This window comes from Casimicrobium huifangae, from assembly GCF_009746125.1.
In the GTDB taxonomy this organism is placed as follows: domain Bacteria; phylum Pseudomonadota; class Gammaproteobacteria; order Burkholderiales; family Casimicrobiaceae; genus Casimicrobium; species Casimicrobium huifangae.
The window spans coordinates 2,079,728-2,105,025 of sequence record NZ_CP041352.1 but is presented as its reverse complement, the minus strand read 5'-3'; the positions used below and the strand labels follow the sequence as shown (position 1 = coordinate 2,105,025).

General features: G+C 63.2%; 22 protein-coding genes. 3 read left to right on the top strand and 19 right to left on the bottom strand.

Annotated elements, in window-relative coordinates; translation table 11 throughout:
• Positions 1-2: 2 nt before the first annotated feature.
• Complete coding sequence (locus FKL89_RS09610) at positions 3-1,169, top strand: MFS transporter (protein ID WP_156862545.1); 1,167 nt, start codon at positions 3-5, stop codon at positions 1,167-1,169.
• Positions 1,170-1,180: 11 nt separating this feature from the next.
• On the opposite strand, the gene FKL89_RS09605 is transcribed toward FKL89_RS09610, so the two are convergent.
• The 10 genes from FKL89_RS09605 to folP all read right to left on the bottom strand — a co-directional run bounded on the left by FKL89_RS09605 (position 1,181) and on the right by folP (position 10,161).
• Positions 1,181-3,460, bottom strand: coding sequence for a patatin-like phospholipase family protein (locus FKL89_RS09605; RefSeq protein ID WP_156862544.1), 2,280 nt, complete (start codon positions 3,458-3,460; stop codon positions 1,181-1,183).
• Positions 3,461-3,549: 89 nt separating this feature from the next.
• Entirely contained in the window at positions 3,550-4,230 is a 681-nt protein-coding gene (locus FKL89_RS09600; RefSeq protein WP_162527473.1) for a DUF599 domain-containing protein, read from the bottom strand.
• A gap of 24 nt (positions 4,231-4,254) precedes the next feature.
• On the bottom strand, positions 4,255-5,598 hold the full coding sequence (gene glmM, locus FKL89_RS09595) for a phosphoglucosamine mutase (protein WP_156862542.1): 1,344 nt from the start codon (positions 5,596-5,598) through the stop codon (positions 4,255-4,257).
• Positions 5,599-5,649: 51 nt separating this feature from the next.
• Positions 5,650-6,222 carry a DUF3224 domain-containing protein gene (locus tag FKL89_RS09590; protein WP_238363568.1) on the bottom strand — a complete coding sequence of 191 codons (573 nt, stop codon included), beginning with the start codon at positions 6,220-6,222 and terminating at the stop codon, positions 5,650-5,652.
• Positions 6,223-6,283: 61 nt separating this feature from the next.
• Positions 6,284-6,763 carry a GNAT family N-acetyltransferase gene (locus tag FKL89_RS09585; RefSeq protein WP_162527472.1) on the bottom strand — a complete coding sequence of 160 codons (480 nt, stop codon included), beginning with the start codon at positions 6,761-6,763 and terminating at the stop codon, positions 6,284-6,286.
• A 13-nt stretch (positions 6,764-6,776) separates the two neighbouring features.
• Complete coding sequence (locus tag FKL89_RS09580; protein ID WP_162527471.1) at positions 6,777-7,181, bottom strand: nuclear transport factor 2 family protein; 405 nt, start codon at positions 7,179-7,181, stop codon at positions 6,777-6,779.
• A gap of 37 nt (positions 7,182-7,218) precedes the next feature.
• The gene (gene blaOXA, locus FKL89_RS09575; RefSeq protein ID WP_420361145.1) at positions 7,219-8,007 is read right to left on the bottom strand and encodes a class D beta-lactamase; all 789 of its coding nucleotides are present in this window, start codon (positions 8,005-8,007) and stop codon (positions 7,219-7,221) included.
• A gap of 120 nt (positions 8,008-8,127) precedes the next feature.
• On the bottom strand, positions 8,128-8,613 hold the full coding sequence (locus tag FKL89_RS09570; protein ID WP_156862538.1) for a hypothetical protein: 486 nt from the start codon (positions 8,611-8,613) through the stop codon (positions 8,128-8,130).
• A gap of 91 nt (positions 8,614-8,704) precedes the next feature.
• Positions 8,705-9,091 carry an HNH endonuclease gene (locus FKL89_RS09565; protein ID WP_162527470.1) on the bottom strand — a complete coding sequence of 129 codons (387 nt, stop codon included), beginning with the start codon at positions 9,089-9,091 and terminating at the stop codon, positions 8,705-8,707.
• A gap of 269 nt (positions 9,092-9,360) precedes the next feature.
• Positions 9,361-10,161, bottom strand: a complete 801-nt coding sequence (gene folP / locus FKL89_RS09560; protein ID WP_156864641.1) for a dihydropteroate synthase — start codon at positions 10,159-10,161, stop codon at positions 9,361-9,363.
• 172 nt (positions 10,162-10,333) lie between these two features.
• Here folP and hemA point away from each other — a divergent pair, with 172 nt between their 5' ends.
• Entirely contained in the window at positions 10,334-11,572 is a 1,239-nt protein-coding gene (gene hemA / locus FKL89_RS09555; protein WP_272953737.1) for a 5-aminolevulinate synthase, read from the top strand.
• A 197-nt stretch (positions 11,573-11,769) separates the two neighbouring features.
• Here hemA and FKL89_RS09550 read toward each other — a convergent pair whose 3' ends face one another.
• The gene (locus tag FKL89_RS09550) at positions 11,770-13,698 is read right to left on the bottom strand and encodes a right-handed parallel beta-helix repeat-containing protein (RefSeq protein WP_162527469.1); all 1,929 of its coding nucleotides are present in this window, start codon (positions 13,696-13,698) and stop codon (positions 11,770-11,772) included.
• A gap of 211 nt (positions 13,699-13,909) precedes the next feature.
• On the opposite strand from FKL89_RS09550, the gene FKL89_RS09545 reads away from it, so the two are divergent.
• Positions 13,910-15,016: a hypothetical protein gene (locus tag FKL89_RS09545; protein WP_156862535.1), complete on the top strand. Its 1,107-nt coding sequence runs from the start codon at positions 13,910-13,912 to the stop codon at positions 15,014-15,016.
• A gap of 29 nt (positions 15,017-15,045) precedes the next feature.
• Here the strand turns inward: FKL89_RS09545 and FKL89_RS09540 are convergent, their stop codons facing one another.
• The 8 genes from FKL89_RS09540 to kdgD all read right to left on the bottom strand — a co-directional run bounded on the left by FKL89_RS09540 (position 15,046) and on the right by kdgD (position 25,185).
• Positions 15,046-16,494, bottom strand: coding sequence for an aldehyde dehydrogenase family protein (locus FKL89_RS09540; protein ID WP_156862534.1), 1,449 nt, complete (start codon positions 16,492-16,494; stop codon positions 15,046-15,048).
• A gap of 228 nt (positions 16,495-16,722) precedes the next feature.
• The gene (locus FKL89_RS09535; RefSeq protein ID WP_156862533.1) at positions 16,723-17,442 is read right to left on the bottom strand and encodes a ribonuclease activity regulator RraA; all 720 of its coding nucleotides are present in this window, start codon (positions 17,440-17,442) and stop codon (positions 16,723-16,725) included.
• A gap of 61 nt (positions 17,443-17,503) precedes the next feature.
• Positions 17,504-18,523, bottom strand: coding sequence for a Bug family tripartite tricarboxylate transporter substrate binding protein (locus FKL89_RS09530; protein WP_156862532.1), 1,020 nt, complete (start codon positions 18,521-18,523; stop codon positions 17,504-17,506).
• 43 nt (positions 18,524-18,566) lie between these two features.
• Positions 18,567-19,544 (bottom strand): Bug family tripartite tricarboxylate transporter substrate binding protein, encoded by a 978-nt coding sequence (locus FKL89_RS09525; protein WP_337786234.1) that lies wholly within the window; start codon positions 19,542-19,544, stop codon positions 18,567-18,569.
• A 174-nt stretch (positions 19,545-19,718) separates the two neighbouring features.
• Positions 19,719-20,717 (bottom strand): SMP-30/gluconolactonase/LRE family protein, encoded by a 999-nt coding sequence (locus tag FKL89_RS09520; protein WP_156862531.1) that lies wholly within the window; start codon positions 20,715-20,717, stop codon positions 19,719-19,721.
• A 301-nt stretch (positions 20,718-21,018) separates the two neighbouring features.
• Positions 21,019-22,761 carry an L-arabinonate dehydratase gene (araD, locus tag FKL89_RS09515; RefSeq protein WP_156862530.1) on the bottom strand — a complete coding sequence of 581 codons (1,743 nt, stop codon included), beginning with the start codon at positions 22,759-22,761 and terminating at the stop codon, positions 21,019-21,021.
• A gap of 180 nt (positions 22,762-22,941) precedes the next feature.
• Positions 22,942-24,018, bottom strand: coding sequence for a LacI family DNA-binding transcriptional regulator (locus tag FKL89_RS09510; RefSeq protein ID WP_156862529.1), 1,077 nt, complete (start codon positions 24,016-24,018; stop codon positions 22,942-22,944).
• 252 nt (positions 24,019-24,270) lie between these two features.
• Entirely contained in the window at positions 24,271-25,185 is a 915-nt protein-coding gene (gene kdgD, locus FKL89_RS09505) for a 5-dehydro-4-deoxyglucarate dehydratase (protein ID WP_156862528.1), read from the bottom strand.
• Between the last annotated feature and the right edge of the window lie 113 nt (positions 25,186-25,298).

Sequence of the window (25,298 nt, the reverse complement as noted above, 5' to 3'; positions counted from 1 at the left end):
CCATGACCACCCGCCTGCTGCTCTACTTCGCCCACGCCATTGACCACCTGGCGCTGCTGATCTTTGCTACCGCCGTCAGCGCCATTGCTGTCGACTTCGGCCTTGGCCGCTGGGAAGACCTGATGCCTTACGCCACCGGTGCCTTTGTGATGTTCGGCATCGCGTCGCTGCCGGCCGGTCGTTATGGCGACCTGTGGGGGCGCCGGGCGATGATGATCGTGTTCTTCTTCGGCATGGGCGTGTCGCTGCTGCTGGTGGCGCTGACGCGGTCACCGCTACAGATCGGTATTGCGCTGACGCTGATGGGCGCGTTCTCCGCGATTTACCACCCAGTCGGCATCCCGATGCTGCTGCAGCATGCCAAAAAGGCCGGCGCGGTGATCGGGGTCAACGGCCTCGCTGGCAACCTCGGCATTGCCTTTGCCGCGCTGCTGACCGGCTTCCTGGTCAAGCATGTTGGCTGGCGTGCGGCGTTCGCGGTGCCTGGTGTGCTGTCGCTCGTGCTTGGGGCCGCCTTTGTCTGGCTAGTCCCGCGTGAGGCGGAGTCGCCTGCCGCCAAACGCGGCGCGAAATTGCTGCATATCGACCATGCCACGGCGGTGCGCGTGTTTGCTGTGCTGACCTGCACCACCACGCTTGGCAGCCTCATTTTCAACTTCACGACCAATGGCAACGGCGAGCTGTTGCGCGAACGGGCTGCGGCCATCGCAAGCGACCCTGCCGCGCTCGGGCTGCTGCTCGCTGGCGTCTATGCCATCGCCTCGCTCGCCCAGGTGATCGTGGGTCGCCTGATCGACCGCTTTCCGATCAAGCGCGTTTTCCTGCCCATCGTTGCCGCCCAAGTGGTCTGCTTCCTGCTGGCGGCGCGCGCCGACGGCTGGTGGTTCTATGTCTTCGCGGTTGCCTATATGACCTTTGTGTTCGGCGCCATCCCGTTTACCGATGCCATCATCGCCCGCTTCGTTGACGACAGCATGCGGTCACGGGTGGCCGGACTGCGTCTCGCAGTGAGCTTTGGCTTCTCGTCGCTCGCGGTGTGGGCGCTGGGCCCGTTCGTGAAAGCCAGCGGCTTCACCGCGCTGCTTTTCACGATGGCCGTGATCGCCTCGCTGACACTGCTCGCGGTGAGCTTTCTGCCGGCACGTGACCCCGAACCAACGCCGGCGTAGCGGGCCAGCCACTACGGTCGACCCAGCATCAGATAGGCGCTGCGACGGTTGCCAGTAGCGTGACCATAGCCCACGTAGAGCGGCCCCAGCGAGGTATCGAGCCCGAGGAACAGGCTGGCACCGAACAGCGAGCGCTCCAGCGTGAAGTCGTTGTTCGGCGAATCGATCCGCCCCACTTCGAGCGAACCGCCGACATAGATGCCACGCCCGAACGCCGGCATGTTGCCCATCTTGCGGAATGCCATCGCCCGCGCCAGTGCGACCTGATCGCCGCGCATTTCAGCCGCGCGCAGTCCGGACAACTGCAGAAAGCCACCCAATTCGAAGTAGGGGTACGCCGACGGCGCCTTGCTGTACAGGCCGCCGAACTTGAGCGCGAGGTCCACCGTATTGGCGCCATATGTATGGGCGTATTCCGATGACCACTGGTAGCGCGAAAAGGTGCTGCTCGCGCCGAACGATGACAGCGCGCGCAGAAAACCTGCCTCCACGCGGTAGCCCGAGCGCGCGAACGCGGCCGAATCGCGCTGGTCGATCACCGCGTTGACGTGAAAGCCGGAGTCGATCGACTTGATGCCCGTTAGTTGCAGCGGCGAAATCTTGGGCGAAATGCTTACGCGTTCGTAGTGCGGCCCGATACGCAGTTCGCCATAACGCCCGAAAGCTGCCCCCAGATCAAGCCATACGCGGGTGTCCACGCCAGCGTATTGCAGCAGCGGCCGACTGGTCGTGCCGTCGGCGAGTTGCAGTCCGACATCAGCGATGCGGCGCTCTCGCTCGGCCCCCGCGCTGACAAACAGCGTCTCGTTGGCGAGCAGCGGCTGGTAAAGCTCGGTTGACAAGCGTTGCGTGCGCCCGATCTGCAACTCGTTGCGCCACTCGCCGCCGTAACTGTTCAACCAGCGCCGGGTGTGGTTGCCGATCAGGTTGAATGCGCCTTCGCCACGGAAATCGGTGCCGAGATTCAGCCCGAAGCGAAAGTAATTCGGGCCCCACGGCTTCTCCTGCACATTCACCAGCAGCACGTTGCGGTCACGCTCAGTCACCAGCCGGTAGTCGAGCCGCTCGAAATCGCCCCGCCCCTGCAACCAGGCAAGGTCCTGCTCAATCTGGCCCCGGCTGAACGGCGCGCCCGGCTGCACCGACAGTTGGGCACGGATGACGTCAGCGGTCGTGTACTCAGTGCCTTCGATGCGGACCTCGTCAATGCGCGACGGCACGGCAACCCGCCGTTGCACGGCAAGCTGCTTCACATAGTCAGTCGGCGCCAACGCGTAGTTCGACAACAACGGCAGCACACCGCGCGTGGCCTCGGCGCCGCGCGCGATGGCGTCGCGCCCGAGCTTGAAGTCCACCGACGTGACTTTGGCCAGATCCGGCACGATCAGCACATCGCTCGCCTTCAGCGAGGCGATTGAGGCACGCACGTTCTGCTCAGTCAGGATATTCAGCATCTGCATACCGATGCCGAAGATCGAGCCCAGCTCCTCGCGCGGCAGCAGCGGCGTGCCGATGTTGACCGCAATGACGATATCGGCGCCCATCCTGCGCACCACGTCGACCGGCAGGTTGTCGACCAGCCCGCCGTCCACCAGAAGCCGGCCACCAATCTCCACCGGCGCAAAGGCCGCCGGCACGCTCATGCTGGCGCGCATGACGGCAGCCAGTTCGCCGTGCTCGAACACCACCGCCTCGCCGCTCACCAAGTCAGTCGCCACCGCCCGGAACGGGATCGGCATGCGGTCAAACTTCACGTCGCCGGGCACACCCTCGGTCAGCCGCTTCAGCATGGTCTCCAGCCCCGAGGAACCGACTGCGGCGCGTGGCGCGCGCAGGCCACCGTCGCGCATGCCGAACTCCAGCGGGATCGACAGCCGCAGATCGTCTTCCTTGCGGCGCAGCGAGAGCTGGTCGCGCGGTGGCCGGTCGGCAAACATGCTGTCCCACTCCATCGCGAGAATGCGCCGCTCCAGCTCAGCCGGCGTCATGCCGCTGGCGTAGAGCCCGCCAACGATTGAGCCCATGCTGGTGCCGGCCACGTAGTCAATCGGGATGCGTGCCGCCTCCAGTTCTTTCAGCACCCCCACATGCGCCAGCCCGCGCGCGCCACCGCCCGAGAGCACGAGGCCAATTTTGGGGCGCGGTGCCGCTGCCGGCTGCGATGCGCCGGTGGCTGCGGGCTGGGCGGACGCGATCGTGACCCCGGCAAACATGCCACAAAACAGCGCCAGCAGCGCCCTGCGTGTTGCCGATGAAAACGCTACCGCTTTTCCCGGGATGTCATATTTCATCGGGCCTGAGCCTCAAAATATCCAATAGTCGACTTTTCACAATTTCGCGGCTTTGGCCCAATGCCGGTGGGCATTTCAGCGAAAAGCTGCTAATCGTCACCAGCCAGCACTTCCAGCGTCCGCGAGTGGAACTCCATGCGGTAAAGCATCACGGTCACCAGCGCCGTCGCCGCGATGAAGAACCACGGCTGCACAAACCAGAGCAGCAATGCGACCGAGAAGTAGTACGCCCGCAGGCCCTGGCTGAAATTCTCCCCGGCGAGCTTGAGGATGCCTGCCGCCCGCCGTGCGTTGCGACGATCAAGGTCGGTGAGCGCGTCGCGCGGTGCGATGGAGCCGATGACGATGGTGACAAAGTTGAACTGCCGCACCGACCAGGTGAACTTGATCAGCGAATAGACAAACAGCAGGATCAGCGAAATCACCTTCGCCTCCAGCAGCGCCTGTGAGGTGCGCTGGGCGAACGGCAGGCTCTCAATGATCTCGGCGCTCTTCTCCACCGAACCGAACAGCGCCATCAGACCACCCAGCGCCAGCAACGTCGTTGACGAGAAAAAGGTGGCACTGTTCATCAGGTTCGACAGCAGCGCCGAATCGACGATGCGGTTTTCGCGCGTGAGCGTCTGCTCGAACCAGCGATCACGCAGCGGGTTCATCACTGTCAGCAGCGAGTGGCGGTCCGCTGAATGGCGGCTGGCAAACCAGCCGTAGCCGAACCAGCAAAGCGCAAAGAACGCCAGCGCGACGAGATCGAGATGCGAATAAGTCAAGCGCATGGAATGTTCAGCGCGTTGCTACGCAGCCACCGCCGCGGCGATGGCTTCGGCACCTTGTCTGGCCAGTGCGGCGTCCTCCGCCTCCACCATCACCCGCACCACCGGCTCGGTGCCCGACGGGCGCAGCAGGATGCGCCCGTGCCCCGCAAGCTTGGCCTCCCAGTCGGCCAGCGTCGCCTTCACCGCAGGCTTGTCGGCCCACGGCGAGGCCTTGTCAATGCGCACATTGATCAGCTCCTGTGGCAGCAGCGTCACGTCTGCCGCCGCATCGGCGAGTGACACGTCGCGCTCGACCAGCGCGCGCAACACTTCCAGTGCCGCAATGATGGCGTCGCCCGTGGAATGGCGGTCGAGGCAGAGGATGTGGCCGGAATTTTCGCCGCCAATCAGCCACTTCTTCTGGCGCAGGATTTCCAGCACGTAGCGATCCCCCACCTTGGCTCGCGCAAATTCGATGCCGCGCTTGTGGAAGGCGCTCTCGAGGCCATAGTTGGTCATCTGGGTGCCGACCACGCCGCCTCCCAGCTCACCTTTCGCCGCGCGATGCGAGGCGATGATGTAGACGAGCTGATCGCCATCATAGGTATGCCCGGCAGCATCCACCATCAGCAGGCGGTCGGCGTCGCCGTCCACCGCGATGCCAAGGTCGGCCTCGTGCTTGAGCACCATCTCGCGCAGGTAGTCGGGATGCGTGGCGCCGACGCCCTTGTTGATATTCATCCCATCCGGCGATGCACCCAGGCTCACCACCTCGGCGCCCAGCTCGTGGAACACTGACGGCGCCACCTGATACGCCGCACCGTGGGCGCTGTCAATCACGATCTTCAGGCCACGCAGCGTCAGCTCGGAGGGGAACGCCCGCTTGCAGAATTCGACGTAACGGCCCGGCGCGTCGTTCAGCCGCTTTGCCTTGCCCAGCTCACCCGATGGCACGCAGCGCAGGCCCAGGTCAATCTCGGCCTCGATACCCTCTTCCGCCGCGTCGGAGAGCTTGTCGCCATCACCGTTGAAAAACTTGATGCCGTTGTCGGCGAACGGGTTGTGCGACGCCGAAATCACCAACCCGGCCTGCAGGCGCAATGCACGCGTCAGGTAGGCGATTGCCGGTGTCGGTAGTGGGCCGGTCAGCACGGTGTCCACCCCGGCCGAGGAAAGCCCGGCCTCCAGTGCCGCCTCCAGCATGTAGCCGGAAATCCGCGTGTCTTTGCCAATCAGCACAGCCGCCCGCTTGCCGTTGCGCATTTGCGCGCGCAGCAGCCGCCCGGTGGCGTGGCCAAGCATCATGACAAAGTCTGGCGTGATGGGCGCGACGCCCACCTCGCCGCGCACACCGTCAGTGCCGAAGTATTTTCTTTTGCTCATGCGGCGATTGTAGGTTTCGCCGCCTGCAGCGCCACGCCGAATGGGGCGTCGCTACTGGCCAGCCCTGGTCAGCGCTGGCAACGAGTATTCAAACGCGTAGAAATGTTTGCCATCACGAATGTCAATCTGGAAAGTCCCGGCAATGCCTTGCAGTTCACCAGTGCCGGAGTCGGGCACCACGGTGATGCTCAATTGCTGGGCACCGTGATTCATGGTGCCGGTGTGCTGAAAGACGAAACTGCCGCTGCGGCCGGCCAGCTTGGCGGTCACGCGCTCGATCGCCACGTAACCGGCAGAGCCCTTCACCGACGTCAGCGCCGTCAACATCTCGCCCGCGCCCGTGCCCAGCAAATCGCCCTCAAATTTCTTGTTCAGCGACATGCGGCCAAGCGTTACGCCATCGGCCGCGGCCCCCTCACCTGCAGGTTTGATGTCCACCGTGAACGTACCCCGCGCCACCTGCAACTGGCTGGCAGTGTTGGCGGCAGGGGTCGCACTACCTGTGCTGGTGGTCTGGCTCATGGGCTTTTTCTCCTGGGCATAAGCGGGTGAACATTCGAGGCCGGCGAAAGCGAATGCAGCAAGCAACAACGCTGCGGTGTTGGAGCGATTGCGAGCAGTCATCACGGAACTCCGCGGCAAGGTCTCAGATGATCCGCAAGAATACTGTATGCAAATACACCAATCAAGTGTATTGACCTACACGGTCTGAAGTTGAGTCATCGAATGCACATTCCATGAAGAATCGCTCCGACGCCTCCTCCGCCACCCGAAAGCCGTGCCGCTCGTAAAGTGCCCGCGCCCGCTCGTTCACCCTGAGCACGCGCAGCCGCACCGGCATCGCCCGCGCTCTTGCATCCGCCAGCACCGACTGCAACACCGCTGAACCGATACCGGCGTTGCGGTAGCGCAGGAACAGATAGAGCTTCACCAGCCACACGTACGTCGGCATGTCCTCCACCGCGACAAAACCCGCCACCTCATCGCCAATAACAATCATGCGGTGCGTGTCCGGCGTGAAGTTGGCGCGATGTTTGGCCCACTGCTCCTCGGCATCCCACACGCCCCACGTCTGCTCAACGTAGCCGCGCATGGCGTCTTCCGTGATCGCATGAGTGATCGCCAGGTCGTCGGGGGTCGCTGGGCGCAAGCTGAAGGCGGTCATCGTGCTGCCCTGCTCAGACCTGCAGTTCCGCATCCGGCGGCAGCGGCGTCGCTTGCGACCACGTTGCACGCCACACACGAGGCGGTTGTTCGTCGCACTCGTAGATGTCGGTGTGCCAGCAAAGCACTTCCCGGCCTGAAGGGAATCTGATTCGGGTCTGGTAGCGGACGGCGGCCATCCCGGCGGTCACTCGCACCCGCATCGGGCCGTGGTTCCAGCTCGCGTAGAACACTTCTTCCGCCATCAATGAAAGATAGCGCTCAAGGCTCATCACTCGCCCTGGCACCGTGATCAACTCGTAGTCCGGCGCGTGCAGCCGGCGGATGGCTGCAACATCCCGAGCGACCAGCGCCTGCGTGCGCTCAAGCTCCAGCGCGCGGAAGAAATCTGGCGAGGGCAGCTTGTTGGCGTCAGACATTGCCATGCTCACGGTTGGGGGCGCGCATTCGGGGGTCTCACTCGGAAAGCAAGTTCATCGACTCGAGCACCGCCCGCACAATCTGCTCGCGCTTGGGCAAGTCTTCCGTGCGCCGCGGGGTGTCGATGTTCAGCGCGAAGAACACCGCGCCCTCGTTGGACTCCACCCAGCCGACCCACCAGCCATAGCGCCCTTCCCAGCCGGTCTTGGCGCGCAGGATCCAGTCCGACGTCGCCTGCTTGACCATCAGGTCTTTCACCAGCCGCTGATGCTCCATCTTGAACGGCAGGGCATTGCGGTAGAGCTTGCGCAGAAACGCCACCTGCTCCAGCGCCGAGATGCGCAGATTGCCATCCACCCAGTACGCGCCCTGGCTGGTCGTCGGGTCAGCGTTGCCGTAGTCAATGCTGCGCAGGTAGGCCCGCGCCTTCGGCTCCCCAATCTGCCGGGCGAAGCCCTCGTAGACCCAGAGCGTCGAATAGCGCATCGCCGAGCGCAAGGTCTGGTCCTGATTGTGGCCGGCGAAGGTGCGCTTCACACCATCCCACTTGAACACCTGAAACTCGTCCACCACCGCACCCGCGTCCAGCGCGAAGAGCGTGTGCGGAATCTTGTAGGTGGATGCGGGCGAGTAGCGACGTGCAGCGCGCTCGCGGTCGAACACAAGCGTGGTTGCTGGTGTCTTGCGCTCGTCAACCACGACTATGGTGCCGGTGACGCCTGCGTCGGAGAAGTACTTGCCCCACGCGGGTCTGTCCACCACTGGTTCACTCGCCGATGCCAAGGTACAAACGCTGGCCAGCAGTACTGCAGCAACCTTCCGGATTCGCACGGTCAAAACTTACTCTTACACACAGCCAGCGACTATCGCGCGACGTCAACGTGGAGCTAACCGGCCCACGCAGCTTTTCGCGCAAGTCCAGTTGACCGCAGAGTCAGATTGCATTCACACTCGTCTGATGATACCGACTTGAGAGTACAGGTCGAGATACCGCGCTAACAGACGGCACTTAGTCTTGGCCTGAACTTCTTTGATCTGTGAATTGAACTGCCCTCGCATCCAGCAGCCGAGGAGGGCTCCCGTGTTTGTGGGTTTGAGTTCAAACTGTAAATACGCGACGTCGGGCCTGGACAGTTCGGCTGCTCTCTCTTCTAGCAAGGTCATAAGCGCTAGTTCCGTCTGACGTAGCCCCTCTTCCGAAGCGAACTCCATATCTATTTTGCCGAGTTCGGGAGGAAGTGGAGTGACTCTGATTTTCACGGCGCCAGAATTTAACGTCTCGTTTGGCCGTTTAGTCATTATGAAAAATTCAGTGGTCAACTCATCTGGGGCGGACTCGAAGGCCGTTACGACGGCGTAGCTCTCGCCCCAAACTCCTGCGGGCAGCCCTCGTATCGAGAATACCGAGTACTTTGGCGATTCAGTTGTCATGGGAGTTTCCTATGCAATCTAACGTTTGAATTGAGGGGCCTCGCGCGGCTTTTCGCGCGAGGCCCCCTCGAATGATGGGTTGGGCAGCATCTCAAGTTGCCTGCTTACGCAATTTAGGTAACGGGCGCTCTAGATAACTTGGGGCAACATCGCTGCTCCACTGGTCGTAGAACACCTTTCTTCGCTCCGCTACTTTTGCACGTTTTTCTCGGAGGATATCTTCGCGTGTTGCATTCTTCGGAAACTCCATTCTGCTGGTGATTGAGTTACATGCACGGCAAGCGACAACCATATTTTCTTTGCTCTTTCGATCGGCACCACGAGGATGATTGCGGGGGAAAATATGATCAATGCTCAATTGCATCCAGTTGTCGAATACGCGACCGTCAAAGCCACAGTAGACGCAGGTATAGTGATACCGCTTGTAGATCTCGCGGCCATACCCGCCAAGTGATGTTCCGTTTAGCCCATTAGCCATGCGATCCTCCATCTGATGCTGCCCAACGTGTCTTATCGGACATAGCGGCGCTGTTAACAGTTAACACCACAATCGCTTTTCGTTCATCGTACGACCGTAACACTTTGATCCGTAGGCATGTTTTCATTGGTCTGCCGAAACAACCTTGATAACACGCACACGGATTTGGGCAAGATTATCGGCACGCTGCGATCAGTATGCCGTCGTACCGCCGCGAAGTCGGCGAGCGCCACGAACGTAACCCGACGTGCGTCGAGCTCAATGCGTCATCAGTCGCGACTATCGGGGATCACCACCATCTCCCCCCAAACCCGCAAAGCATCCACCGTAGCCCCGACATCGTGCACCCGCACAATCCGCGCACCGTGCGCGACGCAGGCGAGTGCGGCGGCGATGCTGGCGTGCACGCGTTCGCTGGCGACGGGGCGACCGGTGAGTTCGCCCAGCGTGCGCTTGCGTGACCAGCCGGCGAGGACGGGGTAGCCGAGGGCGACGATTTCGCCCAAGCGGCGGGTGAGTTCGAGGTTGTGTTCGGTGGTTTTGCCGAAGCCGAAGCCGGGGTCGAGCACGATGCGGTTGCGGGCGATGCCGCCGGCCTCGCAGGCGCCCGCCCGTTCGATCAGGTAGCGGCTGACCTCGCCCACCACGCCGCCGGCGCCTTCGTAGCGCGGCGCGGCCTGCATGGTGCCGGGCTGGCCCTGCATGTGCATCAGCACCACGCCCACGTCCGCCGCCGCGCAGGCCTCGATGGCGCCGGGCGCGGCGAGTGCCTGCACGTCGTTGATGATGCTGGCGCCGGCGGCGATCACCTCACGCATGAGCGCCGGGTGCCGGGTATCGACCGAGACGCACGCACCACGGGCGGCCAGCGCCTCCACCACCGGCAGCACCCGCCGCCGCTCTTCGTCCAGGGGCACTGGCGGGGCGCCGGGGCGGGTGGATTCGCCGCCAACGTCCAGGACGTCGGCCCCATCCGCGAGCAGCCGTTCAGCGTGATTTAAGGCCGCCGGGAGCCTAATATGTTGACCGCCGTCAGAAAACGAGTCGGGCGTGACGTTGATAATGCCCATCACCAGAGGCCGGGCGAACGGCCCGACATCGAATAAAAACCGCCCTGCCCGCCAGCCCGTAAGCCCTTGCGCCCCGGCCGGCGCCGCCCCCGGCAGTTGCACAGCGCCATTTTCCGCTGTGCTTTCGCGGGCGTGAACCGTAAAATTGCGTCTGGACTCTGAAAGCACTGTTTTGATCCGCTCTTCCGACTATCCCGCCCTGTTCGCCGCCCGCATTGATGCGCTCAAGCGCGAGGGGCGCTACCGCATTTTCGCAGAGCTGACGCGGCCCGCAGGCGAGTTCCCGCGGGTGCAGTGGGCAAGCCCGAGCGGCGTGCGCGAGGTGATCACCTGGTGCTCCAACGATTACCTCGGCATGGGCCACCACCCGGTGGTACGTGAGGCCATGCACAAGGCGATTGACGACGGCGCCACCGGCGCCGGCGGCACCCGCAACATCGGCGGCACCAATGCGCTGCATGTGGAGCTGGAGCGCCTGCTGGCGAAGCTGCACGACAAGCCGGCCGCGCTGACCTTCACCTCGGGCTACAGCGCCAATCTGGCCTCGCTCTCGGTGCTGGGCTCGCTGCTGCCGGACACGGTGATCCTGTCTGACGCCGACAACCACAATTCGATGATCGAAGGCATCCGTCGCGCCAACAGCGACCGCGTGATCTTCGAGCACAACAGCCCGCGCGACCTTGAAGCCAAGCTGGCCGCCATCAGCCCGGACCGCCCGAAGCTGGTGGTGTTTGAGAGCGTTTATTCGATGAGCGGCAACATCGCCCCCATCGGTGAATTTGCCCGCATCGCCAAGAAATACGGCGCCATGACTTACCTTGACGAGGTGCACGCGGTGGGCATGTACGGCAACCGTGGTGGCGGCGTGTCGCAGGAGACGGGCGTCGCCGACCAGATCGACGTGATCCAGGGCACGCTGGGCAAGGCCTTCGGCATGCAGGGCGGCTACGTCACCGGCGATACGGCGGTGGTGGACTGCATCCGCAGCTTCGGCGCCTCGTTCATCTTCTCCACCTCACTGGCTCCGGTGCTGGCGGCGGGCGCGATTGCCAGCGTCAGTCACCTGATGAATTCGCAGGAAGAGCGCCGCCTGCAGCGCGAGCGCGTGGCGGAGATGAAGGCGCGGCTGACGGCCATCGGCCTGCCGGTGATGCCGAGCAAATCGCACATCGTGCCGGTATTCGTGGGCGATCCGGTGAAGGTGAAAACGCTGACCGACCGCCTGCAGGACCGCCACGGTATCTACCTGCAGCCGATCAATTACCCCACGGTGCCGCGCGGCACCGAGCGCATCCGCATCGCGCCGGGGCCGTGCCACACGTCCGCCATGCTCGACGTTTTCGTCGATGCGCTGGACGCCGAATGGACGGCGCTGGATCTGGTACGCGAAAAGCAGGCCGTCGCAGCCTGACGGTGCAACGCTCGGCGCTGCGGCGCCGGCACGCGGAGTGCCCAGCAGCTTTTCGGTGAAAGCCGCTATCGAACTGGGCTCAGAGCGCAAAAACAACTGAAGTCGACTATCCGTCAATTGCGGTGCGGCGCCCTATGCAGTGGGGCTTCTACGAAAAAGTCACTGACTTCGAGGTGTTGCTCGCACCCCCGCAGGCATCAGCGCAACGCGCAGAGCTTCACGCCCTCACCATCCCAGCCGGCGGCGACCAGCCGCTCGTGCAGACGGGCGTCAGTGGTGAACCGGTGGTTGGCATCATCAGCAAACCGCGCCGGCCCGCGAAACGCCCGGTAGATCGGCCAGTAGCCCGCGCCGCAGCTTGCCACGCTGCCGTTGACGATTGGTAAAGGTACATAGCCATCCTCTCCTTCAGCAAACGGCACTCGCGGTGCCCGTGCGTTGCCCGGGTTCAGCGCAGCGAGCGCGTCTTTCTCGGCAGCGATGGCCGTGTAGAAGTGCGACCCGCGCTGGCCGCCGCGCGCCACCTGATCAAAGTAGTAGCGGGCAATGCCATGCAGCCCGGTCTGCACGCTGGCATGCACCTTGAACTCCGCCCCGGTGCGTTGCCAGCCGCTGACGGCGTCGAGCAGTTGCTTCTCGTCGTCGCGCGCGGTGATGAAGTAGTAGTCAAGCTCGCCATGACGGAACTCCGACATTACGCGAACACCGGCAGCCGCCGTCGCCTGATGCGCGCCAATATCCGGTGGCGATGCCCGCACCACCCGCTGCAGATCATCAACGACGGCCGGCAGCGGCGCGCCTCGCCCTTCGGTGGCCCCGCCGCTCAGTGGCCGGCCAGTGCTGTCCAGCGCCACTGCGACCTCGGTGCTGGCGCCGTCGGCCTGCATGGCCGTGCGCCACGCGGCGAGCCCACTGCCAGCGAGCGTGCTGCCCGGCCGCGCGTCGGCGAACACGCAGGCGCCGGATGCAGCATGAAACACATTGAAATCGCTGTCCACGGTGCCAGCCAACCCGGACAAGCCACCCAGTTCGTCCGAATAGCGGATGCGGATGCAGTCGCCGCCCTGCTGCTGGACAAGGTTGTTGCGCAGCACCACCCCACGGTTGGCCGGTCGCCCGGCAGCGGGCTCGTAGTCCTGGAAAGTAACGCCGAAGTAAAGTGCTGCGTGACCAAGATTGCCGGTATTGATCACGGTGTTATTGGCAACCACGCTGTCCTGCGCGGCATAGAGACCGATGCCAGCGTAGTTGGCATTGCGGATCACGTTGTTGCGCACGATGCCGCGGATCGCCTCGTAATACTGCGGGTTGCGCACCGTATCGAAATATTCCGGGCTGGTGTCAAAGCCCACCAGCACCCCAGCAATGCCGACGTTTTCGATGCGATTGCGTTGCACGATCACATCGGTTGCGCCGCCCTTGAAGTAAACGCCGGTGGTCGCGGTATCGTGGATGTAGCTGTCTTCCACGATCATGAACGATCCGTTGACGTTATCGATGCCTTCTGCGTTCTTGTCGTCCAGCGGCGTGCCCGGCGCGTAGCCGGCACCGCTGCGGGCAATCTCGGCGCGGCGAATGGTCACATAGTCGCTCTTCGGCGTGATCTTGATGGCGTCGCGGCCGGTGTCATGCACGTAGACGTCCTCGATCACGATCTTCGACGCGCCGCGTCCACCGGGATTGCCCTGCACATCCCAGTCGGTCTGCAGAAAGATGCCGTAGTAGCGGCCACCACTGATTTCAAGGTTCGACAGCCGCGAACCCGACGCGTCCGGGTCAATCTGGATGGTCACGCTGTCTGGCGTCTGTATGTCGCAATGAATATGCGCCCGTCGCGCCGCGTCCGAGCGGATCGTCAGCGGCACCCGCAAGCGCACATCACACTCGTTGAACACCGGGTTGGACGCTGTAGCCAGCAGGGTGACCACATCGCCCGCGCGAACGATGCCCGCCGATGGCGACAGCACCCGCGAGAGCGTGCGATACGGCGCAGCGCGCGACCCGTTGCCCGTGCTGTCACTGCCGGTGGTGGACACAAAGCGTTCGGCGGCCAGGGCCGGTGCCGTTGATGCCAGGCCGGCAAGCAACATCATGGTGGCAACCGCCAGCCTGGACAGGCGTTTCATGAGAAGGGTACAGCGCATGGGAATCGCTGCCGGGGCAGCGCGGTAGGTTGGGTGGATTCGATGGCCCGCCAACAAGCGTTGGCCGGTCATGGTTCAGACGGAATCCTGGCCGTCAAACTGTCATCAGCAAGCAATTCATCATGCGACGAGCTGCGTGCGGAGATGTTTCGCGGCGATAAGTCGCCGGTGTGGCCGCTAAACTCCATCCGTCGTGATCGTTCGCCCACGTGAAGGTATGCGTCTGCGCCCCATCCCCGTTCTGCTCCTGCTCGCCGCCCTGGCGCTCGTTGCCTTGTATGGGTGGAACGGCCGTACCGCTGCGGACGGCCGCACGGTAGCCGCAGCGGGTAGCGCCGGTGTCGCCGGCTCCTCGGCCAACGCTGCGGGTACGGCTGCGGCAGGCACATCAACAATCCGCGCCATTGACCCCAATGCACCGGGGGCGCTATCGGGACAGTTGCACGCCAGCGCAGCGCCGGTGGCGTCTGACTCGCAGCCACGCCGCACGGTGCGTATCGCCGAATTGCAGGCCAGCACAGCGCTCGCCGTTTCGATTCGCGACGCGGCCAACGCCGACGACGTGGCGGCCAATGCATTTGCAATGGAGATGATCGACTTTTGCCTGCGCAACGCCAGCGCAGCCGCCAAGGTGCAGGCGAACGCCGGTGCCTGGGTACCAGTGCGTCTGCGTGCTTCCACCGGCAAGGAGCCACCTGACCCCTTGCGCGAGGCGAGCGAACGCACCCGCATGCAGGAGAGCAACCGAGTCTTGGTTCAGGCGTGCAAAGACTTCAGCCTCGACAGTGCCAAGGCCGACGCCAACACAGCGCTGCAACGGCTGATCGCTCGAGGGGCGCTTTACCCCGAGCTGATGAACCTGGTGACACAACCACTGGATCTGGGTGCCTTGACACCCGAGCAGTACGACCTCATTGGCCGTGCATTGCGTGACCGAGACGCTGGCACGCTTGCTCTGCTGGGACAAGTTGTGCAACCGCTGCTGGCCAACCTCACCGCCAATATATCGGCGCAGGGAATGACAGACCCGCGCTACTACGCCGACGCGGTAACACCGATCGCCTGGCAACTTGCGTTGTGCCAGCTTGGTTCGTATTGCGGGCAGGACAGCCTGTGGGCACGGGAAGCTTGCCTCAAGTTCGGTGCGTGCACCGGTGACGATCTTGGTGCCGCCGTGCGCGCTGCGCTCACGCGCGACGGCCTCAACCCTGCGCTGCTCGACAAACAGGTCGAGCAGTATTTGCGTGCAATCAACGGTGGCGACCCGGCAGCGCTGGGGCTTCGCCGCAGGAAGCCGTAGCGCATCGTCAAGGCACGTCGCCGGCGCGGCTATCCCGCGTAGGTGTACGCCGTCTTCACCGTGGTGAAGAATTCCGCCGCGTATTTGCCCTGCTCGCGTGAGCCGTAGCTTGAGCCTTTGCGGCCACCGAACGGGACGTGATAGTCGACACCGGCCGTCGGCAGATTGACCATCACCATGCCTGCCTGCGAGTGGCGTTTGAAGTGTGTCGCGTGCTTCAGCGAGGTGGTGGCAATACCGGCGGACAGGCCGAACTCGGTGTCGTTGGCGGTGGCCAGCGCTTCTTCGTAGTTCTTCACCTTGATGACGCTGGCGACCGGGCCGAAGATTTCTTCCTTGTTGATGCGCATGCTGGCCGCGCTTTCCGAGAACAGCGCTGGCGCCATGAAGAAGCCCTTGTTGCCGTCGCTGCTCGTTGCGATCAGGTCACCGCCGCACGCGAGCGTCGCTCCCTCGTCCTTGCCGATCTGCACGTACTGCTGGTCCTGCTCGAGCTGGTCCCTGCTCGACACCGGGCCGATGTCGGTGCCGGCCTTCAGCGCGTCATCTACCTTGAGCGTGGCCATGCGCGCCTTCATCGCCTCGATGAACTTCGGATAGATGCCTTCAGTCACGATCAAACGGCTCGACGCCGTGCAGCGCTGGCCGGTCGAGAAAAACGCGGACTGCACGCAGAGTTCAACCGCCGTCTTGAGATCGGCATCATCGAGCACGATCTGCGGATTCTTGCCGCCCATTTCGAGCTGCACTTTCTTGAGCTTCTGTGCCGCTGCCGCCGCAATGCGGCTGCCCACACCCACCGAACCGGTGAAGCTGATCGCGTTCACATCACGGTGCTGGATGATGCCCTCGCCCACCACCGAGCCACGACCCATGACCAGATTGAACACACCGGCCGGAATGCCGCTGCGCGAAATGATGTCGGCAATCGCCCAGGCGCAGCCGGGCACCAGATCGGCCGGCTTGATGACGACGCAGTTGCCATACGCCAGCGCCGGTGCGATCTTCCACGACGGAATGGCAATCGGGAAATTCCACGGTGTGATGAGGCCAACGACGCCGATCGGCTCGCGCGTCACTTCAACACCAATGTTGGGTCGCACCGACGGGATCGTTTCACCCGCCAGGCGCAGACATTCGCCCGCGAAAAACTTGAAGATGTAGCCCGCACGAGCTGCCTCGCCGATGCCTTCGGCTTTGGTCTTGCCCTCTTCGCGCGACAGCAGTGTGCCGAGCTCCTCACGCCGCGCAAGGATTTCGTTGCCGATTTTGTCGAGCGCATCGCTGCGCGCCTGCACGCCGCCGGTGGACCACGCCGGAAAGGCGGCTTTTGCTGCGGCCACGGCGGTCTCAACTTGCGCGGCATCGGCCTGCGCGTACTCGCCGATCACGTCACTCAGATTGGACGGGTTGATGTTGGGCGTATAGCTCGCGCCTGCGACCCATTCGCCGTTGATGAAATTGTTGTGCTGTGTCATGTTGGTTCCTTGTAGCTGTATCGGGTTCCCTCTCCCCTTGTTGGGTGGAAGCGGGGTTTCGGCTCGCATGCGAGCCGCCGCTGGAACGGCGAGCGCATGCTTGCGCGAGTGCGGCCTGCAAGGCAGGGTCAGGGAGAGGGGTTGACAGCCTGGAGTGCGATCTCAAAAGATCGAGCCACCGTCACCCTCTCCCCCCCCTCTCCCCTCAAGGGAGAGGGGAACAAACTCTCAAAGTCCTCGTTCCTTCTTCCACACCTCAAATGCCGCCTTCGTTTCGGCGTTGGGCGGATAGGTTCCGGGCAGCTTGGCGCCGTTCTGCACGCGCTCAAGAATGAATACTTCCATCACCTCCTGCGCCGCGGCATCGGCGGCGACTTCATCGGCCAGGTGTGCAGGAATTACCACCACGCCCTCTTCGTCGCCAACGATGATGTCGCCGGGGTACACGGCCACGCCACCGCAACCGATCGGCACGTTGAGGTCCACCGTGTGATGATGGATCAGGTTCAGCGGCGCGCTGCCCCCCGCGCAATACACCGGGAAATCCATCTCGGCGATACGGCCGCTGTCGCGCACCGGGCCGTCTGACACCAGTCCCGCTGCACCGCGCACCATGAGACGCGTGGTGAGGATTTCCCCGCCCGACGCGACGCGTGTTTCGCGACGGGTATCAACCACCAGCACATGCCCCGGCGGCACGCTCTCCACCCCCTTGCGTTGCGGGTGATCGGGATTGTCGAAAGCGCTGATCTGGTCGAGATCCTCGCGCGCGGGGATGTTGCGCATGGTGTAGGCCGGGCCGACGAGGTTGCCGTCAGACGGATCAGTGAGACGGGCAATGTCCTGAATGAAGACATTGCGGAAGCCTCGCTTGAACAGTTGCGTGCAAAGCGTGGCGACGCTGACTTTTTTCAAATGGGCGTAGGTGGTGGGGCTTAGTTCAGACATATTGCAGGCTCAATTTTTTGATGAGGGTCGCGTTCATTTCCGTCGTCATCGTGAGCGAAAGTCAATTCGCCGTCGCGCCAGACTTCTTCACCAGCTCCGCCCAGCGCGGAATCTCTTTCGCCATGTGCGCCGCCAGCTCTTCGGGCGTGCTGCCGACGATCTCCATGCCAAGCGACGTGCCGAGCTTTTCCTTCACGTCCGGCAGGTGCAGGATCTTCACGATCTCGGCGTTCAGGCGCTGCACGACGGCCTTCGGCGTACCTTTCGGCGCGTAGACGGCCTGCCAGCTCGACATCTGAAAGTTCGGCACGCCGCTCTCCATCATCGTCGGAAGATTCGGTGCAATGGCAACGCGCTTGGGCGTGGTCACCGCAATGATCTTCAGCTTTCCAGCGTCGGCGAGCGATTTCGCGGCAGTGAGCTGATCAAACATGAATGGCACTTGCCCGGTCGACACATCAATCAGCGCCGGCGGCGTGCCCTTGTAGGGGATATGCGTGAGTTGCACGCCGATCAGATCACCGAGCAACTCTCCTGCGAGATGCGCAGAAGTCCCGGCGCCCGAGGATGCAAATTGCCGTTTGCTGGCGTCTTTCTTCAACAAGGCAATCAGTTCGGCCACATTGTTGACGCCGAGGCTCGGGCTGACGATCAGCACGTTCGGCAGCGACGCCACCAGCGTGATGGGCTCGAAGTCCTTCACCGGGTCGTACGCAAGATTCTTGTAAAGGCTCGCATTGATGGCGTGGGTGCTGATGGTGCCGCCGAACAGCGTGTAGCCATCGGGCTTCGACTTGGCAACGAAGGCGGCTCCCACGGCGCCAGCCGCGCCCGGCTTGTTATCCACCACCACCGGCTGCTTGAGGACATCGGCCAGCTTCTGCCCGATGGTGCGGCCAATGACATCGGTCGAGCCGCCAGGCGTGAATGGCACCACCCAGGTGATGGGGCGGGTGGGCCACGGACCGTCGGTCTGTGCCTGTGCTGGAGTGGCTACGGCAGCGGCGATGACGACGGTCGTGAGCGCCGCCAGCGAGCGCAGCACCAAGCGGCGCGAAGGGTGGAGATGGATTGATTTCATGGCTGTGGGAAAACTCGAAATGGATGTTGGCATCGGGTTCGACTTATTCGACCTTGATGCTGCGATCAGTGATGACTTTGCCGTAGCGAACGCGATCACGTTCGATGATGGCCTTGAGCTCGGACGGCGTGGTGGACCAGGGCGTGGCACCCTGGCCGATCAGCGTCTGCTTCGTATCCGCCTGGGCAACGGCCTCCTTGATGTCGGCAGCGATCTTGTCAACGATGGCTTGCGGCGTGCCAGTGGGAGCGAACATGGCAATCCACGAGCCGGATTCGGAATTGGCAATACCCGCCTCCGCGAGCGTGGGCACATCCGGCAGCGCCGGCGAGCGCGTAGCGCTGCTCACTGCCAGCGCCTTCAGCTTGCCTGCCTTGACGTGGCCCGAACCTTCAAGCACCGAGGCAAAAAGGATATCGACGTGACCAGCCATCAGGTCGGTCATCGCGGGGCCACCGCCCTTGTACGGCACGTGCGTTAGCTTGACGCCTGCTGCGCCCTGAAAGATCTCGGCGGTCAGGTGCGGCGAACCGCCCTGTCCCGAACTTGCGTAGGTGCGCTTGCCTGGCTCGGCCTTGGCAAGTGCGACAAACTCTTTCGGCGTCTTGGCGGTCACGCTCGGCCCAGCCAGCATCACGAACGGCAGCTCGGCAATCATCGAGATTGGCGCAAATGCCGTGTCGGCGTTGTAGGGCATCTTGTACAGCGACTGATTGATCGCCTGGGTACCGACGTTGCCGACCAGCAGGGTGTAACCGTCTGGCTTCGCTTTGGCGACCAGATCGGCGCCGACCAGCCCGCCGGCACCCGCGCGGTTTTCGACGATGACCGATTGCCCCCACTTGGCAGTGAGCTTTTGCGCAATCAGGCGGGCGCCAATGTCAGTGCCACCGCCGGGCGAAAACGGCACCACCACAGTGACTGGTTTGGAGGGATAGGCTTGCGCGAATGTCGGTGCCGAATGCACTGCGCAGAGCGCGCCCAGGGCCAGGAGGTGAGATATCCGCTTGATGGTCATCATGATGCTGCTATCAACCAAAAGTAATCCAACAGCCTCCCCTGCAAGGCAAAGGAGGTGCCCCGAAGGGGCGGAGGGGTCGCGCGGTGCGAAAGAACGCCAGTCTTGAGCGACCAACCCCTCTGTCTGCTGCGCAGACGTCTCCCCTGCCGTACAGGGGGGACTTGCGGCAGGCGCCTAAGCCGCCCCCACCGCCTCCACATAAAGCGCGTACAAAGAGTGGCAGCTCGCCATGTATAGGCGGTTGTTCTTCGGGCCGCCAAACGTGAGGTTCGCGCAGCGCTCGGGCAGGCGAATGAAGCCGATCGCCTTGCCGGCGGGATTGAACACCATCACGCCATCCAATTCTTCGGCTTTGGCCGTCGGCGACCCATTGCTGCCCCAGCCGCACCAGAGATTGCCGTCGGTATCGACGCGGAAGCCATCGATCGAGCCGGGGCCGTTGGCATCCACAATGACGGTGCGATTGGAAATGCTGCCGTCAGCGCCAACATCGAAGGCAGCGATCACGCGGTTCGGCGTGGCGCGCGATTCCGCGATGTAGAGCTTCTTCTCGTCCGGTGAGAAAGCCAGCCCGTTCGGCCCGGCCAGCTTGTCCGTCACCAGGCTCAGCTTGCCATCGGGCGAAATGCGATAGACCGAATGCGGCAGCTCGGGCGTGGCCTTGTCACCTTCCCAGTGACCGCCGATGCCGAACGGGGGATCGGTGAACCAGATCGAGCCGTCGGACTTGCAGACGATGTCGTTCGGCGAGTTGAGCGGCTTGCCATTGAATTTATCGGCCAGCACGGTGATCTTGCCGTTGTACTCAGTGCGCGTGACGCGGCGCGTCAGATGCTCGCAGGTGAGCAGACGGCCCTGGCGATCACGGCACATGCCGTTGGAAAAGTTCGACGGCTGCCGCCAGACGGTGAAGCTGCCGGTGACTTCGTCGTAACGCATGATGCGGTTGTTAGGGATGTCGCTGACCAGCAGGCAGCGTGCATCGCCGAAATAGACGGGACCTTCAGCCCAGCGCATGCCGGTGCCGACCTGTTCCACGGTGCTGCTGTAGATGCGGTACTTGGCAAAACTCGGGTCAAGAATCTGCACGGCCGGATCCGGGTAGCGCTGACTCGGTTTGAAATCGAAACCCGGGCCCACTGCGGAGCCCGCACCTGCGTTGGCGTTGGCCATGCCTGCCGCTCCTAATGCAACGGTTGATGCGACAGCGCCGCGCAACAGCTGGCGGCGGCCAAGCGACAACGACTCTGATGAGTCGCGTTCTGTATTGTGTTCCACATGCCTCTCCTTGTTGATTGGTGCTTCTTGTTCACTGCTGTGTCATTGCCGCGTGTGATTGAACGTTGAGTTGTCATGTCCGCGAAGGCGGAAATCAGAGCGGACCATGCGCAGCGCATCTTGCTCATTACACGACCCAGCGCACGGTATGGGTCCCCGCCTTCGCGGGGACAACAGCGTTTATCAGCGTTGCCGTCTAGTGAATCTCCGGCTCACCGCCAGCCGGATTGACCTCGCCGTAGCCGGGCTCGAGGAAGTCAAAGTCGCAGCCATTGTCGGCCTGCTGGATGTGTTTGAGGTACAGCGCACCATAGCCGCGGGTGAACTTCGGGATCGGCGGCTTCCATGCGGCGCGGCGGCGCGCGAGTTCGTCGTCGCTGACCAGCATGTTGATGCTGCGCGCTTCGATGTCGATCGCGATCACGTCGCCCGTCTGAACCAGCGCCAGCGGGCCGCCCACGTGCGACTCGGGCGTTACGTGCAGCACGCAGGCGCCGTAGCTGGTGCCGCTCATGCGTGCGTCGCTGATGCGCAGCATGTCACGTACGCCTTCCTTCAACAGCTTCTGCGGAATCGGCAACTGGCCCCACTCCGGCATGCCCGGCGCGCCCTGCGGACCGGCGCTTTGCAGAACGATCACGCTGTCCTTATCGACATCGAGGTCAGGCGAATCGATGCGCGCCGACATGTCGTTGTAGTCCTTGAACACCACGGCCTTGCCCTGATGCTTGCGCAGATGCGGCTCCATCGCGGCGGGCTTGATGACAGCGCCACCGGGTGCCAGATTGCCACGCAGCACCGCAAGGCCATCCTTGGCGACCAGCGGCTTGTCGAGCGGCATGATCACGTCATCGTTGTAGACCTTGGCGTCGGCAATGTTCTCGCCCAGCGTGGTGCCCATGCAGGTCTTCTGTGTGCCGTCGATGCGATCACCCAGCCGCGCGAGGAAGGCGCGCAGGCCACCTGCGTAATAGAAATCTTCCATCAGGTACTTGCCGCTCGGACGCAGATTGGCGATTACCGGGGTCGAACGCGCGATTTCGTCGAACTCGTCGATGTTCAGGCTGATACCGGAGCGCTTGGCCATGGCGACCAGATGCACCACAGAGTTGGTCGAGCCGCCAAGCGCGAGCACGGTGGTGACCGCATTGCGGAACGACTGCTTGGTCAGGATGTCGAGCGGTTTCAGGTCTTCCCACACCATATCGACAATGCGTTTGCCGGTGAGCGTGGCCATCTGCGCGTGGCGCGAGTCCGGCGCCGGGATCGACGCAGCGCCGGGCAGCGTGAGGCCCAGCGCTTCGACGGCGCTGGTCAGCGTGGACGCAGTGCCCATCGTCATGCAGTGACCGGGCGAGCGGGCGATGCCGTCCTCCACGTCCTGCCAGTCGTTCTCGGTGATGTTGCCAGCGCGCAGCTCAGCCCAGTATTTCCAGGTGTCAGAGCCGGAGCCGAGGTATTGCCCCTTATAGTCACCGCGCAGCATGGGCCCGGCGGGCAGGAAGATCGTTGGAAGGTTCATCGACACCGCACCCATCACCAGCGCCGGGGTGGTCTTGTCACAGCCGCCCATCAGCACGCAGCCGTCGGCCGGATAGGACTTGAGCAGCTCCTCGGTCTCCATCGCCAGCAGGTTGCGATAGAGCATGGTGGTTGGTTTCTGCATCGGCTCGGAGAGCGACAGCGCTGGCATTTCGACAGGAAAGCCGCCTGCCTGCCAGACGCCGCGCTTCACCTCTTCCACGCGCTGCTTGAAGTGCGTGTGACAGGGATTGATGTCGCTCCAGGTGTTGATGATCGCGATGACCGGCTTGCCAGCGTAATCACTGCGGTGATAGCCCATCTGCGCGGTGCGTGAGCGGTGCCCGAACGAGCGGAGGTCTTTGACACCGTACCAGCGGTGGCTGCGGAGTTCTTCGGGCTTTTTGCGTGTGGTCATTTCAACGTTCCAATGCAGTGGTGCGATGTCAGCGGACTGGTTGATCTGGCGCTTTGTGGACGCGCCGTCCAGTTTTCACAGCGTCAATGATAGCGCTAACATTTGCGCAATGCTGTCGTTTTGGCGTCAAAACTGCCAAAAGCTGCGTCACCCCATGGCGGGGTGAATTGGACGAGGCCGCTAGGCGCTCTGACGCGGGACGATCGTGAAGCCGATGTCGCGCACCCGCTCGCCGATGTCGTGACCTTCGATCCGGTCGAGAATGAACCGGGCGGCCTGCCGGCCGATCGCGGTACCGTCGATGTGGACGGTGCTCAAGGCGGGATGCAAGTACGGGGAAAACGCCAGATCGCCGAAGCCCATTACCGCGATGTCCCCAGGCACCTGCATGCCACGCGCCTGCGCCTCGGTGATGACGCCGTGGGCGAGCACGTCCGAGCTGCAGAAAATGACATCTGGAGGCGCCGTGCGCTGCATCAGCTCGGTCATCGATTCGCGGCCATGCCGCAGCATGGTCGGGGCGGTGACCACCCGCACCGGAATGTCCAGCACGCCAAGCGAACGCATGCGGTGCTCGAAGCCCGCTCGCCGCAACCCGGCGCGGTAGTCCTCGGCCGTGACGATGGCGGGCCGCCGATAGCCCTTGCCATAGAGGTAATCCGCCACCTCCATGCCGACCCGCTCGTGCGAAAAGCCGACCAGCATGTCGATCGGCGTTGGTGTCAGATCCCAGGTTTCGACCACCGGAATGCCGGAAGCCAGGAGCCGTTTGCGCCCCTCGGGCGAGTGCATGATGCCGGTGAGCACGATACCGTCCGGACGGCGGCCGACGATAGCGTTGATCAGTGCATCCTCGCGAAAACCGGTGTAGCCGCTCTGCCCCAGCATCAACTGGCAGCCGGCCTCGTCGCAGGCATCGGTTAGCGCCTGCACGGTATCGAGGAAGACCGATCCGGCAATGGTTGGCACCAGCGCCGCAATCAGGCCAGTGCGATTGGACGCGAGACCGCCGGCGATCAGGTTGGGCACGTAGCCGGTGCGCGCAACGGCGTCCTGGATACGTGCCAGCGTTTCCTGCGCCACCACGTCGGGTTTCTTCAGCGCCCGCGACACCGTAATGGCCGACACACCGGCGAGCGCGGCGACATCGTTCAGCGTGGTGCCGCCGGTGCCACGGCGCGGCGTGCGGCGAGCCGGTCTGGTGCGGGATGAGCGCGTCGCAGACGACGCCGTGGAAGAGCGGGAGGACGAAGGCACGATGCCTGATGTTAACGCTAACCCGATGCGAACCGGACACCATGCAGCTACCGCTTATAGCTTTTTACTGAAAGGCGCATACGAATTGGGCTTGCGAGCCTGTTTGCCTGTTTATCGACTTTACGCACTTTCGCCCCTGGCGCCCAATGCGAAAGCCATTGCAACAAAAAAGGCATAACGTCCCGGCCCGGTTGGTCCGACGCCGGGCGGGTTCGCACGCCGCAGACAGCAGTGTCGGCCGCCTGCGACCGGTCAGTCCTGCGGACCCAGCGCCTTGATCAGGGTTGCCAGCTCGTTCACCTCTTCCGCGACGAGATCCGTCAACGGCGGACGCACTGGCCCGGCGCCGTGGCCAACGATCGCAGCACCCGCCTTGACGATGCTGACGGCGTAACCCGGCATGCGATTGCGGATCGTCAGGTAGGGTAGAAAGAAATCTTTCAGCAGACGATCCTGCGTCCCCTGGTCGTTGGCGGCGACCGCATGGTAGAAGTCCATCGCCGTACGCGGGATGAAGTTGAACACTGCCGACGAGTACACCGGCGTGCCGAGCGCCTTGTAGGCTGCGGCATACACCTCCGCCGTTGGCAGACCGCCGAGGTACGAAAAGCGATCGCCCATCTTCTGATAGATCGAGACCATCAGCTCGATGTCGCCGATGCCGTCCTTGAAGCCAATCAGGTTAGGGCAGCGTTCCGCCAGCCCGGCCAGTGTTGTCGGGGAAAGACGGCTCTGCGCGCGGTTGTAGACGATCACGCCGAGCTTCGTGCTGTTGCATACAGCTTCTACATGTGCCGCGATGCCTTCCTGCCCTGCTTCGGTCAGATAGTGCGGCAGCAGCAGGATGCCCTGCGCACCCGCCTGCTCGGCCGCCTGCGCGCAGGCGATCGCAAAGCGCGTGGGTCCGCCGGCACCGGCGATGATGGGCACCTTGCCGCGACAGGTATCCACAGCAGTCTTGATGATCAGCGGATATTCGTCGCCGGTCAGCGAAAAGAACTCACCCGTACCGCCGGCCGCGAACAGTGCCGTTGCTCCGTACGGCGCGAGCCATTCGAGGCGGCGGCGATAGCCATCGGCGTTGAAGTCGCCAGCCGCATCGAAATCGGTGAGCGGGAACGAAAGGAGACCGGACTGCAGTGTGGACTTGAGTTCTGAAGGTGTCATGCGTATTGAACCTGCGGTGAGCCCGCAGGCGACGTAGCTCCGATGAGATTGCGTTTGATCTTGTTGTATGACATCTTATCAGATGACCTCTTTCAAACGCAATGCTTCTTGCC